The organism is Exiguobacterium sp. s189, from assembly GCF_018617615.1.
Lineage (GTDB): Bacteria > Bacillota > Bacilli > Exiguobacteriales > Exiguobacteriaceae > Exiguobacterium > Exiguobacterium aestuarii_A.
The window spans coordinates 31,395-44,217 of the sequence record NZ_JACSKM010000016.1; the positions used below are offsets into that span (position 1 = coordinate 31,395).

Annotated in this window: 12 protein-coding genes and 1 rRNA gene; all 13 read left to right on the forward strand. The window is 48.4% G+C overall.

Annotated features, from left to right (window positions below):
• Positions 1 to 63: 63 nt before the first annotated feature.
• Positions 64 to 2,088: an ATP-dependent zinc metalloprotease FtsH gene (gene ftsH, locus KNO99_RS14495; protein ID WP_074036633.1), complete on the forward strand. Its 2,025-nt coding sequence runs from the start codon at positions 64 to 66 to the stop codon at positions 2,086 to 2,088.
• Positions 2,089 to 2,181: 93 nt separating this feature from the next.
• Positions 2,182 to 2,946 (forward strand): type III pantothenate kinase, encoded by a 765-nt coding sequence (locus KNO99_RS14500; RefSeq protein WP_214749858.1) that lies wholly within the window; start codon positions 2,182 to 2,184, stop codon positions 2,944 to 2,946.
• 19 nt (positions 2,947 to 2,965) lie between these two features.
• Positions 2,966 to 3,895 carry an Hsp33 family molecular chaperone HslO gene (gene hslO, locus KNO99_RS14505; protein WP_305794034.1) on the forward strand — a complete coding sequence of 310 codons (930 nt, stop codon included), beginning with the start codon at positions 2,966 to 2,968 and terminating at the stop codon, positions 3,893 to 3,895.
• Positions 3,896 to 3,979: 84 nt separating this feature from the next.
• Positions 3,980 to 4,933, forward strand: a complete 954-nt coding sequence (cysK, locus tag KNO99_RS14510; RefSeq protein WP_214749862.1) for a cysteine synthase A — start codon at positions 3,980 to 3,982, stop codon at positions 4,931 to 4,933.
• Positions 4,934 to 5,027: 94 nt separating this feature from the next.
• Positions 5,028 to 6,407, forward strand: coding sequence for an anthranilate synthase component I family protein (locus tag KNO99_RS14515; RefSeq protein WP_371743099.1), 1,380 nt, complete (start codon positions 5,028 to 5,030; stop codon positions 6,405 to 6,407).
• Positions 6,404 to 6,988 carry an aminodeoxychorismate/anthranilate synthase component II gene (gene pabA / locus KNO99_RS14520; protein WP_214749865.1) on the forward strand — a complete coding sequence of 195 codons (585 nt, stop codon included), beginning with the start codon at positions 6,404 to 6,406 and terminating at the stop codon, positions 6,986 to 6,988. The genes KNO99_RS14515 and pabA overlap by 4 nt, the downstream gene beginning before the upstream one ends.
• Complete coding sequence (locus KNO99_RS14525) at positions 6,972 to 7,790, forward strand: aminotransferase class IV (RefSeq protein ID WP_214749868.1); 819 nt, start codon at positions 6,972 to 6,974, stop codon at positions 7,788 to 7,790. Before pabA ends, KNO99_RS14525 begins: the two co-directional genes overlap by 17 nt.
• A gap of 11 nt (positions 7,791 to 7,801) precedes the next feature.
• Entirely contained in the window at positions 7,802 to 8,587 is a 786-nt protein-coding gene (folP, locus tag KNO99_RS14530; protein ID WP_214749872.1) for a dihydropteroate synthase, read from the forward strand.
• The gene (folB, locus tag KNO99_RS14535; protein WP_074036649.1) at positions 8,580 to 8,945 is read left to right on the forward strand and encodes a dihydroneopterin aldolase; all 366 of its coding nucleotides are present in this window, start codon (positions 8,580 to 8,582) and stop codon (positions 8,943 to 8,945) included. Before folP ends, folB begins: the two co-directional genes overlap by 8 nt.
• Positions 8,942 to 9,439 carry a 2-amino-4-hydroxy-6-hydroxymethyldihydropteridine diphosphokinase gene (folK, locus tag KNO99_RS14540; protein ID WP_214749875.1) on the forward strand — a complete coding sequence of 166 codons (498 nt, stop codon included), beginning with the start codon at positions 8,942 to 8,944 and terminating at the stop codon, positions 9,437 to 9,439. The genes folB and folK overlap by 4 nt, the downstream gene beginning before the upstream one ends.
• Before the next feature lie 70 nt (positions 9,440 to 9,509).
• Positions 9,510 to 10,448 carry a tRNA dihydrouridine synthase DusB gene (gene dusB / locus KNO99_RS14545; RefSeq protein ID WP_243834802.1) on the forward strand — a complete coding sequence of 313 codons (939 nt, stop codon included), beginning with the start codon at positions 9,510 to 9,512 and terminating at the stop codon, positions 10,446 to 10,448.
• 148 nt (positions 10,449 to 10,596) lie between these two features.
• On the forward strand, positions 10,597 to 12,087 hold the full coding sequence (gene lysS / locus KNO99_RS14550; RefSeq protein ID WP_214697220.1) for a lysine--tRNA ligase: 1,491 nt from the start codon (positions 10,597 to 10,599) through the stop codon (positions 12,085 to 12,087).
• A 365-nt stretch (positions 12,088 to 12,452) separates the two neighbouring features.
• Positions 12,453 to 12,823: ribosomal RNA gene (locus KNO99_RS14555) — 16S ribosomal RNA — on the forward strand; the annotation flags it as partial.

The window sequence follows — 12,823 nt, forward strand, 5'->3', positions numbered from 1 at the left end:
CCCCAAAGTATAGGCATATACTGAATGGGCGAGAACATCGTTTCTCGGAATAGGAGGCAGAGAATGAATCGTGCAGTGAAAAACACATTGGTTTTTGGTGTGATTTTCCTAGCCTTGATCTTGTTCCTTCAATATTTGCAGAATCCGAATAGTCAGAGTGAAACGCTCTCGTATTCGAAATTCCTAGAATATGTGGAAGATGATCGGATTGAGACGGCAACCGTACAAGAAATCCCGGGGGCTATCTCGATTACAGGCGACCTTACAGGAGATGACGACCAGCGTTACGAAACAAACATTCCAGCGAACGAAGCTGAATATGCGGATGTATTGACGCAGCTTCGAGCGAATACGGATATTCAAATCGAGGAGGCTGAATCGAACAGTAGCTGGTTCAGCATCGTCTTCGCGATTTTACCGTTCATTATCATCTTCATCTTGTTCTTCTTCTTGTTGAACCAGGCGCAAGGTGGTGGCGGTGGTGGTCGTGTGATGAACTTCGGGAAATCGAAGGCGAAACTATACGACCAAGAAAAACGTCGCGTCACATTCAAAGACGTGGCCGGAGCAGACGAAGAGAAACAAGAACTCATCGAAGTTGTTGAATTCTTGAAAGACCCTCGTAAGTTCTCGAAACTCGGTGCGCGTATTCCGAAAGGGGTCTTACTCGTTGGTCCTCCAGGGACAGGTAAAACACTTTTGGCCCGTGCAGTAGCCGGAGAAGCCGGAGTACCATTCTTCTCGATCTCAGGTTCTGACTTCGTTGAGATGTTCGTCGGGGTCGGTGCGTCACGTGTCCGTGACTTGTTCGAAAATGCGAAAAAGAATGCTCCATGTATCATCTTCATCGATGAAATCGATGCGGTCGGACGCCAACGCGGTGCCGGTCTCGGCGGTGGTCACGATGAGCGTGAACAAACATTGAACCAATTGCTCGTTGAAATGGATGGATTCAGTGACAATGAAGGGATTATCATGGTTGCGGCGACAAACCGTCCGGATATCCTTGACCCAGCTCTCCTTCGTCCAGGTCGTTTTGACCGTCAAATCACGGTCGATCGTCCAGATGTAAAAGGGCGCGAAGAAGTGTTGAAAGTCCATGCACGCAACAAGCCACTTGACTCAACTGTAGACTTGAAGTCAATCGCACAACGTACGCCTGGTTTCTCTGGGGCTGACTTGGAAAACCTCTTGAACGAAGCAGCACTCGTTGCGGCACGTTCAAACCGTACGGCAGTATCGGTCGTCGATGTCGAAGAAGCAATTGACCGTGTCATTGCAGGACCTTCGAAGAAGAGCCGAATCATTTCTGAAAAAGAACGTAACATTGTCGCTTATCACGAAGCGGGTCACACAATCATCGGTCTCGAGCTTGAGAATGCGGATGAAGTACACAAAGTGACGATTGTCCCACGCGGTAACGCTGGAGGATACGTCGTCATGCTTCCAAAAGAAGATCGTTACTTCATGACAAAACCTGAACTCGAAGATAAGATTGTTGGACTTCTTGGTGGACGCGTCGCCGAAGATGTCATCTTTGGTGAAGTGTCAACAGGAGCGAGCAACGACTTCCAGCGTGCGACAGGGATTGCGCGGAAGATGGTCATGGATTACGGGATGAGCGATAAGCTTGGACCGCTCCAGCTCGGTTCAAACCATGGCGGACAAGTCTTCCTTGGCCGTGACTTCCAGACAGAGCAGAACTACTCGGATGCGATCGCTCAAGAAATCGATTTAGAGATTCGTGACATCATCAACCGCTGTTACGCGAAAGCGAAACAGATTTTGACAGAACGTCGCGAAGACCTCGAACTCGTTGCGAAGACATTGCTTGATGTAGAAACGCTCGACTCGAAACAGATTCGTCACTTGATCAAGACACGCGAATACCTCCCGCATGAGCCGGAAGAAGACGTGGATGCATCAACGGACTCGGACGACGCAGCGAAGAAAGATGATGCGGCCGTGCAACACGGACAAATCGTCGATCAACCTGAAGTTGTTCAAGACAGCCAACCGGATGTCGTACCTGAAGGCGATAAGCCAGAGGCGACTCCTACGGAACGTCCGAACAACGAATCACGTTAATGAATGAGACGAATGCCCTTGACGAGGCATTCGTCTTTTTTCGTGTTATAATTCGAGCGAACTGCAATTGACAACAAAGTGAGGAACTATATCATGATTTTAGTGATTGATGTTGGAAATACAAATATTGTTCTAGGGATGTACGATGGAGACAACCTCGTACACCATTGGCGAATTTCAACGGACCGGACGAAAACGACGGATGAGTATGGCATGCTAGTGAAATCGCTCTTTGACCATTCGAACGTCTCGTTCGATCAAGTCGATGGTGTCATTTTGTCCTCTGTCGTACCTCCTGTTATTTTCCCACTTGAACAAATGTCACAACGATACTTCAATGTACGTCCAATCGTTGTCGGCCCAGGTGTGAAGACAGGATTAGACATTCACGTCGAGAATCCCCGCGAAGTCGGGGCTGACCGAATTGTCAACGCGGTGGCTGGAATCGCCAAGTATGACGGTCCGCTCATAATTGTTGATTTTGGAACGGCAACCACGTATTGTTACATCGATGAGAAACGTCGCTACCATGGCGGCATCATCTCACCAGGTATCATGATTTCAGTGGAAGCACTTTATCAACGTGCTGCGAAATTACCACGGATTGAACTGGCAACCCCACCAACGGTTATCGGGAAAAATACGATTCAAGCGATGCAATCTGGGACGTATTATGGCTATGTCGCCCAAGTGGATGGCATCGTGAATCGGATGAAGCGTGAAGTTGGTGAAGCGACCGTCATTGCGACTGGAGGATTGGCACGATTGATCAGTGAACATGCAGAAACGATTGACCATGTGGATTCGTTCCTGACACTCGAAGGCCTCCGCCTCATTTACGAGCGCAATCAAAAGTAAACTAAAGGAGTTAACTCATATGATTCATTCAGAACAACAAGTATTACTCGATCAAATGAAAGACGATTATCTCGTTCGGGCCCTCGGCTTTAATGGAGAGGTGCGTGCATTTGCAGCCCGTACGACAAAAACAGTATACGAAACACAACTTCGTCATCAAACGACACCGGTTGCCTCAGCGGCCCTCGGACGGACGATGACAATCGGTTCGATGATCGGAGCCATGCAAAAAGGTGCGGCACGCGTCACACTTAAAGTTGAAGGTGATGGTCCAATCGGGAAAATCATCGTCGACGCAGATACAGCAGGAGATGTCCGTGGATACGTATCTTACCCTCGTGTCGATGGTGGGACGTTCGTCAACGACCAAGGATTGACGAAGTTGAAAGTCGGCGAAGCGGTCGGAAAAGGAACGGTCTCGGTCATTAAAGACTTAGGCTTGAAAGATTATGTCGGTGGTTCTTCAGAGATTCAAACAGGTGAAATCAGTGAAGACTTCACATACTACTTCGCGACATCTGAACAAGTACCATCAGTCGTCGGAGCAGGTGTTCTCGTCTTACCAGAAGATGAATCGATTCTTGCTGCAGGTGGTGTCATCGTTCAGTTGCTGCCGAACGCTTCTGAAGAGACGGTACAAGCGCTTGAAAAAGCACTTCAGACGTTCCCGCCGGTATCTGTTTTGATCGGTGAAGAAAAAACGCCGGAAGAAATGCTGCAATTACTTCTCGGCGATAGCCTTGATGTCCTCGATACGAACCCAATTCAGTTCAATTGCACATGCAGTCGTGAACGAATGGAAAGCGCCATTATCGGTCTTGGAAAAGAAGAGATTCGCCAAATGATCGAAGAAGACGGCGGAGCCGAAGCAGTTTGCCATTTCTGTGGTGAAAAGTATCATTTCTCGGCTGAACAGTTGGAAACGATGAAAGAACAGGCACAATCGTAAGCAACGTTCCAAATTGCATATTTTCAATCCGATAGGGTATGATAACAATATCGGAATAGTCGGAATTATGAAGGAGGAAATGTAATGCGAATCGTAAACTCAGTGACAGACTTGATTGGTAAGACTCCGATTGTGAAATTGAACGGAATGACTGGACCAGAAGATGCCGATGTGTATCTCAAGCTTGAATATATGAACCCAGGGTCAAGTGTCAAAGACCGGATTGCTCTCGCCATGATCGAAGCGGCGGAAAAAGACGGAACCTTGAAGCCTGGTGATACCATCATCGAACCGACGAGCGGGAACACGGGAATCGGTTTGGCGATGGTCAGTGCCGCGAAAGGATATAAAGCCATTCTCGTCATGCCTGAGACGATGAGCATGGAGCGTCGTAACCTTCTTCGTGGATACGGGGCCGAGCTCATCTTGACGCCAGGGCCAGAAGGAATGGGTGGAGCGATTCGTCGTGCTACTGAAGAAGCTGAGAAAAACGGCTACTTCCTTCCGCAACAATTCAACAACGCAGCGAACCCGAACGTGCATGAAATGACGACGGGACCTGAAATTGTCGAGGCGTTCGAAGAGTCAGGACTTTCGGTAGATGCTCTCATCGCGGGAGTCGGTACAGGTGGTACGATTACCGGTGCAGGAAAAGTCGTGAAAGCGAAATATCCAGACGTGAAAATTTTGGCGGTTGAACCGGTTGATTCCCCAGTCTTGTCGGGTGGGAAGCCAGGACCTCATAAGATTCAAGGAATTGGTGCTGGTTTTGTCCCATCTATTCTGGATACTGAGATTTATGAGGGTGTCCTTCAAATCACGACAGACCAGGCGTTTGAATACGCGCGCCAAGCGGCACGCACGAACGGTGTCCTCGGTGGGATTTCTTCAGGGGCTGCCATTGCAGCGGCACTTGATACGGCGAAACGCCTCGGTAAAGGGAAAAACGTATTGGCGATTATCCCGTCAAACGGAGAACGTTACTTGAGCACACCGCTTTATCAATTTGATGAAGAATCAAACGAGAGTCGCGTATAACATTTCAGGCAGTAATCGAGAGACATTCTCTTTCGGTTGCTGCCTTTTCTTGTGTACAATAAAAGGCATGAATGAATAGACGGAGGAATGACAAGTGAGATCGACAGCGTTCAGAACGAAGCGGATGACGAAAGAAAAGGTGTATGAGGCATACATGACGTTGACAGCAGACCAGCCGTACCACGCATGGCTAGAAAGTGGAAGGGCAGGACGGTATACGATTGCGGGAATCGAACCGTTCGGTCGCTTCCACGTAAAAGACGGTGTCGGTCTCTTACAAATAGGGGAAACGACTGAAACGATGTATGGGAAACCGCTCGAGATGGTTAGTGAAGTGCGGAAACGATTTGAAGCTGAGCGTCCGGAAGAGGCACCTCCCTTCTTCGGTGGCATGATTGGTTATGTCAGCTATGACGTTTCTCGAACGATTGAGCGACTCCCTAGCCAGGCAGAAGATGATTTAGCGACGCCGGACGTCTCATTTCTGTTGTTTGATGAAGTGGCTGTGTTCGACGAAGAGAGTTCGACGCTCTATTTGATGGTCACAGCAGAAGGCAATGCCGAACGTAAAGCGGATCGCTTGGCAGCCATGTGGAACGTCGAATCACACTACGCATTCAAGCCGACTGAACAATTGCCTGTCGAGCGTTCGCGCTCCATGTCTCAGGACGAATTTGTGGAGGCGGTCAAACGAATTCAGTCTTATATCGTGGAAGGCGACGTGTTCCAAGTGAATTTGAGCGTTCGTCAATCCGAACCGTTACGCGCCGACCCGCGTCGTGTTTACGATACGCTTCGTCAAATGAATCCATCCCCTTACATGGGATACTTTGTGGATGACGCACTGACAATGGTCTCCGCTTCACCAGAACTATTGCTTGAAAAACATGGGTCTGACATTTCAACGCGACCGATTGCGGGTACGCGTCCACGTGGAAAAGACGATGTTGAGGACTTGGAATTGGCGAACACGCTACTTGAAAATGAGAAGGAGCGAGCGGAACACGTCATGCTCGTCGACTTGGAACGGAACGACCTCGGGAAAGTCGCAGCATACGGTAGTGTTCATGTGGACGAATTGATGGTGATTGAAAAGTATTCACATGTTCAGCATATCGTCTCGAACGTACGGGGTACGATTCGTGATGAAGTATCAGGAGCGGAGGCGCTAGCCGCGATGTTCCCTGGTGGTACGATTACCGGTGCACCGAAAATTCGAACGATGGAAATTATCGAGGAACTTGAACCAGTTCGCCGGGGATTATACACCGGGTCATATGGATGGTTAAGTTGGGACGATGATCTCGTCTTCAACATCACCATTCGAACGATGGTCGTGAAAGATGGGATTGCATACGTTCAAGCGGGAGCGGGCATCGTCATCGATTCGGATCCGGTCTCAGAATATGAAGAATCTCTGTCCAAAGCGAAGGCGCTATGGGCGGCGAAGCAAATGACGGAGGAGACGACATGATTGTACTAATCGACAACTATGACTCATTCACATACAACTTAGTGCAGTATTTTGGAGAACTCGGTGAAGAACTGGTCGTTTATCGAAACGACGAAGTGACGATTCAAGATATTGAGAAACTTGCTCCGAGCTACCTGGTCATTTCCCCTGGACCGTGTACACCGAACGAAGCCGGGATTAGTGTCGAGGCGATTCAAGCGTTCGCAGGGCGTATTCCAATTTTAGGTGTGTGTCTCGGTCATCAAGCGATTGCGCAAGCGTTCGGAGGAGACGTCGTTCATGCGGAGCGGCTGATGCATGGGAAGACGTCAAAGATTCAACATGACGGGAAGTCGATTTTCAAAGATATTCCTCAACAGACGATCGTGACCCGTTATCACTCGTTATCTGTGGAGCGTTCTACCTTACCGGAATGTTTGATGGTCACAGCAGAAACAGAAACGAAGGAAATCATGGCACTCCGGCATCGAACACTCCCGATTGAAGGAGTTCAATATCACCCTGAAGCGATTTTGACCGAGCATGGAAAAGAGATGATTCGAAACTTTATCGAGGAGTACCGCCATGTGGTATTGGCATAACGGGGATCTTGTTGAGCGAGAGGATGCATTAATTCCCGTCGAGGATCATGGATTCTTATATGGGATGGGTCTATTCGAGACGTTTCGAACGTATGATTTTATTCCGTTCTTGTTCGATGCGCATTGGGAACGATTGATGAAGAGTCTAGATGAACTGTGGATCGATTTTCCGTACACGAAGGAAGAAATTGAGACGGCGATTCAGCAGCTGTGTCGTCAAAATGAAGCTCCTGACCTGTATATCCGATTGAACGTATCGGCAGGAGTCGCGCCGCTCGGTCTGTATGCCGGACGATATGAAAAACCGAACGTCACGTTGATTGCCAAACCGCTCTCCTCGGAAGTTGTGCCACAGGAGAAACGAGTCGAACCAATCCCTTTCCCGAGAAGTCGTCCTGAAGCGGCTTTTCGATTAAAGTCGCATCATTACATGAACAATATCCTCGGAAAACGCACCTTGCAAGACCAGGATGCTGAAGGATTGTTTGCGGACGAACAGGGCTACGTGGTGGAAGGACTCGTGTCGAACATCTTTTGGATCGGGTCTGATGATGTGTTGTATACGACACCACTTTCGAGTGGAGCACTCGCGGGCGTGACGCGACAGTGGGTGATCGATTGCTTTCCTGTAGTGGAGCAAGCGGTGACATTTGATAAATTAACCGCAGCGAAAGAGATTTGGATGACGAACTCGATTCAGCAAGTCGCTCCGGTGACGCATTATAGAAATCTGAGATACCCCGGGAAAGACGGAGAACGATTTAACGAAGTGTGGGCGGAGCTCGTTCGTTCACTTGGATAGGAGGCTGAAACATGACAAAGATCATGGGTATTTTAAACGTGACCCCGGACTCGTTTTCAGACGGAGGACGATATACAGCGGTCGAAGAAGCCGTACGTCACGCAAAGCAACTCGTACGAGAAGGTGCGGATGCGATTGATGTCGGTGGTGAATCGACGCGACCTGGAGCGACGCTTGTTTCTGCAGAAGAAGAAATTGAACGTGTCGTCCCGATCATCGAACGATTGGTACAAGAAATAGATTTGCCTATCTCGATTGATACGTATAAACCTGCTGTTGCGAGAGCGGCATTAGAAGCGGGTGCGACAATCATCAATGACGTGTGGGGCTCGAAGTGGGGAGATCAGTCGATGGCGCGTGTCGCCTTTGAATATGGCGTCCCCATCATTTTGATGCATAACCGAGAGAATCGAGACTACCATCATTTTATTGAGGATGTGGTGAGTGATTTGCAGGAATCGATTGAGATTGCTCATGCAGCGGGTGTGAAAGATGAGTATATCTGGCTAGACCCAGGAATCGGGTTCGCAAAAGACGTGGCGCAAAATCTAGAGCTCATGAATCACCTCGATGTGATCACGCGACTTGGCTATCCGGTGTTACTGGGTACGTCCCGTAAATCGTTTATCGGCCAAACGCTCGATTTACCAACCGAAGAACGCGTGGAAGGGACAATTGCGACGACGTGTTTAGGCATCATGAAAGGGTGCGATTGGGTACGCGTCCATGACGTGAAAGAGAATATGCGTGCAGCGAAGATGATGGATGCGATGATGAGGGGGAACGGACATGGATAAGATTTTTGTGAACGGTATGCGCTTCTATGGATACCATGGTGTATTTGAAGAAGAGAACCGTCTCGGTCAACGGTTTCACGTGGATTTAATGTGTGAATTGGACCTTGCACCTGCTGGGAAGTCAGATGATTTACAGGATGGAGTCAGCTACGCGGGATTATATCAAGTCACAGAAGACATTGTAACAGGAGAACCGGTCAATTTACTCGAAACACTCGGAGAACGAATCACGACGGCCATTTTGGCACATCATGATTTGATTCAAAGCGTGACAGTAAAAGTAATCAAGCCGGACCCACCAATCCCAGGACATTACGACTCGGTGGCGATCGAGATGACAAGGAGACGCACGTCATGATTTATATCGCATTAGGAGCAAACATCGGGGAGCGGGCCGCACAATTGTCTGACGCGATTGATGAAATGGGAAAAATGGGTGTTACGGTCACGAAACAATCATCGGTTTATGAGACCGCCCCTGTCGGTTATACCGATCAACCATCATTTTATAATATGGTGGTCGAAGTGGAGACGCATCAATCTGTAACGGACTTATTAGACACCCTTCAACAAATTGAACGGCAGTTAGGTCGAGAGCGTCTCTTTAAGAACGGTCCGCGCACCATCGACCTTGACATCCTCTATTATAATGGGGAAGATATACAATCAGAACACTTGACGGTACCACATCCGCGGATGCAGGAACGTGCGTTTGTGCTCGCTCCGTTAGCTGAGATTGCGCCAGAACTCATCGTCCGAGGACGAACGGTCGCATCATGGCTAGCAGATTTACCGATGGCAGACCGCCAAGATGTCGTTCGGTTACAGTTGCTAACGAATTTGGTGAAATGAAGGATGTGTTGTCTTGACAGGCTTTAAGATTGGAAATATAGATATTAAAAACCGTGCAGTCCTTGCACCGATGGCTGGCGTGACCAACCCGGCATTCCGATTGATTGCAAAAGAATTCGGGGCGGGACTCGTCTGTGCTGAAATGGTCAGTGATAAAGGGATTTTGCTGGAGAACGCGCGGACGATGCGCATGCTATATGTCGATGAACGAGAAAAACCGCTCAGCTTGCAAATTTTTGGTGGTTCTAAAGATACACTCGTCAAAGCGGCGCAGTACGTCGATCAAAATACGAATGCCGACATCATTGATATCAACATGGGTTGTCCTGTGCCGAAAGTAACGAAATGTGACGCAGGTGCAAAGTGGTTACTTGATCCGGATAAAGTGTATGAGATGGTCAATGCCGTCACGAATGTGGTCGAAAAACCGGTCACGGTGAAAATGCGCCTTGGTTGGGACGATGATCACATCTTTATTTTGGACAATGTCAAAGCGGCTCAGACAGGTGGAGCGGCAGCCATTGCCATTCATGGACGTACGCGAGCCCAACAATATGAAGGAACTGCGAACTGGGATTGGATTGGTGAAGCGAAGAAAGTCGCGACCGTACCGATTATCGGGAACGGGGACATTGCCACACCACAAGACGCGAAGCGTGTCATTGACCAATATGGCGTGGATGCCGTCATGATCGGGCGCGCTGCACTTGGAAACCCGTGGATGCTCTATCAGACGGTTCAGTACCTCGAAACAGGAGAACTTCCGCCAGAACCAGCAGCTCGTGAAAAAATTGATATTTGCATGTTGCACCTCGACCGATTGAGTGCAATTAAAGGTGAGCTGACGGCCGTTCGTGAAATGCGACAACATGCGGCTTGGTATTTAAAAGGATTAAAGGGCAGTGGTCCGATTCGCAAACAAATCAATGAGACGGAATCGCGTGAGGCTTTCGCAGCGGTCCTGTATGGATTTGTGGATCAACTCGAGCGACAACTGTCAGAAGTGTGAACTAGAGAAAAGAACTAATTTATGGTAAGCTTGTTTGGCGAAAAAGTGCACCACAACGAATGAACGGCTTCGGCTGTGCTGTTGGCCATCGGGTCGACAGTTTTTTGTTAGGGATAAACCCAATATGGATAGAGGAGTGAATGGAATAGTGAGCCACGAGTTAGAAATGAATGATCAAATGCAGGTTCGTTTTGAGAAGATGACCGATATGCGCGAGCGCGGTCTCGACCCGTTCGGTCAACGCTTTGATCGTTCTGCGCACGCAGGTGAATTACATGAGCAGTATGAATCAATTGAAAAAGAGGCTTTAGCAGAGCAGGACGTAGAAGTCACGCTAGCTGGTCGCATCATGACGAAACGCGGGAAAGGGAAAGTGTTTTTTGCCCACATTCAAGATGTGACAGGTCAGATTCAAATTTACGTTCGTAAAAACGATGTCGGGGATGAGCCGTTTGACTTATTCAAATCATCAGACCTCGGTGATATCGTTGGTGTCAAAGGGAAGCTCTTTAAAACAAATGTAGGTGAACTCTCGATTCATGTGGAAGAGTTTGAGCTCTTGACGAAGGCGCTTCGCCCGCTTCCGGACAAATATCATGGATTGAAAGATGTGGAACAGCGCTATCGCCAACGTTATCTTGATTTGATCACAAACCAAGATTCACGCCAGACATTCATTTTGCGTAGCCGCATCATTTCTGAGATTCGCAACTTCTTAAATCAAAAAGGATATTTAGAAGTGGAAACACCGATGTTACACACGATTGCGGGTGGAGCAGCGGCGCGTCCGTTCTTAACGCATCATAATGCGTTGGATATGGAACTTTATATGCGTATTGCCATCGAACTTCACTTGAAACGCTTGATTGTTGGTGGACTCGAGCGCGTTTATGAAATCGGACGTGTGTTCCGTAACGAAGGAATCTCGACACGCCACAACCCTGAATTCACAATGATTGAATTGTATGAGGCGTATGCGGATTACAACGACATCATGGATTTGACGGAAGAATTGGTTGCGCACGTAGCGAAAGAAGTACTCGGTACAACAGATGTGCAATATGGTGAAGATACAATTCACCTTGGCATCGGTTGGAAACGTGCACACATGGTCGACCTTGTTAAAGAAGAGACAGGTGTAGACTTCTGGCAACAAATGTCCGACGAAGAAGCACGTGCCCTTGCGAAAGAGCATGGTGTGGAAGTTCAGGACCATATGACGTTCGGTCATATCGTCAACGAGTTCTTTGAGCAAAAGGTCGAAGAGACATTGCTTCAACCAACATTCGTGACAGGACACCCAGTTGAAGTGTCGCCGTTAGCGAAGAAAAACGAAACGGATCCACGCTTCACAGATCGTTTTGAATTGTTCATCGTTCGTCGTGAACACGCGAATGCCTTCACGGAGTTGAACGATCCAATCGATCAACGTGAGCGTTTCGAAGCACAATTGCTTGAAAAAGAAGCAGGTAACGACGAGGCGCATGAACTCGATAACGATTTCCTTGAGGCACTTGAGTACGGTATGCCACCAACTGGTGGACTTGGAATCGGGATTGACCGTCTTGTCATGTTATTGACGAACGCCCCATCAATCCGCGACGTACTTCTTTTCCCTACAATGCGTCATCAACAGTAAACAATAGTAGAGAAGCCGGTTTGTACATAAGTGCAACCCAGCTTCTCTTTTTTTATTTTTCCGTATGAGCACTTGGAAACAAGCCGTTGAATAAAGGGTAAACTCTAACGAAAAAACTTTTTTGAAAAAACTTTATAAAAAACCCTTGCGTTAATGAAAGGTGTGCGGTAAAGTAATAAACGTTGCCGCTGATGGCAGCGGAAGGAAATAAAAAAAGTGGTTGACAACTGTGTCGATGACTTGTATTATTTTAAGAGTCGCAAAGAGCGACAGACGAACTTTGAAAACTGAACGATGAGGCAAAAATAAGTTTTACAATTTTTGAATGAAGCGCAAGTTTCGTCAATTTAAGAGCTATATCAAATTCTTTGGAGAGTTTGATCCTGGCTCAGGACGAACGCTGGCGGCGTGCCTAATACATGCAAGTCGAGCGCAGGAAACCGTCTGAACCCTTCGGGGGGACGACGGCGGAATGAGCGGCGGACGGGTGAGTAACACGTAAAGAACCTGCCCATAGGTCTGGGATAACCACGAGAAATCGGGGCTAATACCGGATGTGTCATCGGACCGCATGGTCCGCTGATGAAAGGCGCTCCGGCGTCGCCCATGGATGGCTTTGCGGTGCATTAGCTAGTTGGTGGGGTAATGGCCCACCAAGGCGACGATGCATAGCCGACCTGAGAGGGTGATCGGCCACACTGGGACTGAGACACGGCCCAGACTCCTACGGGAGGCA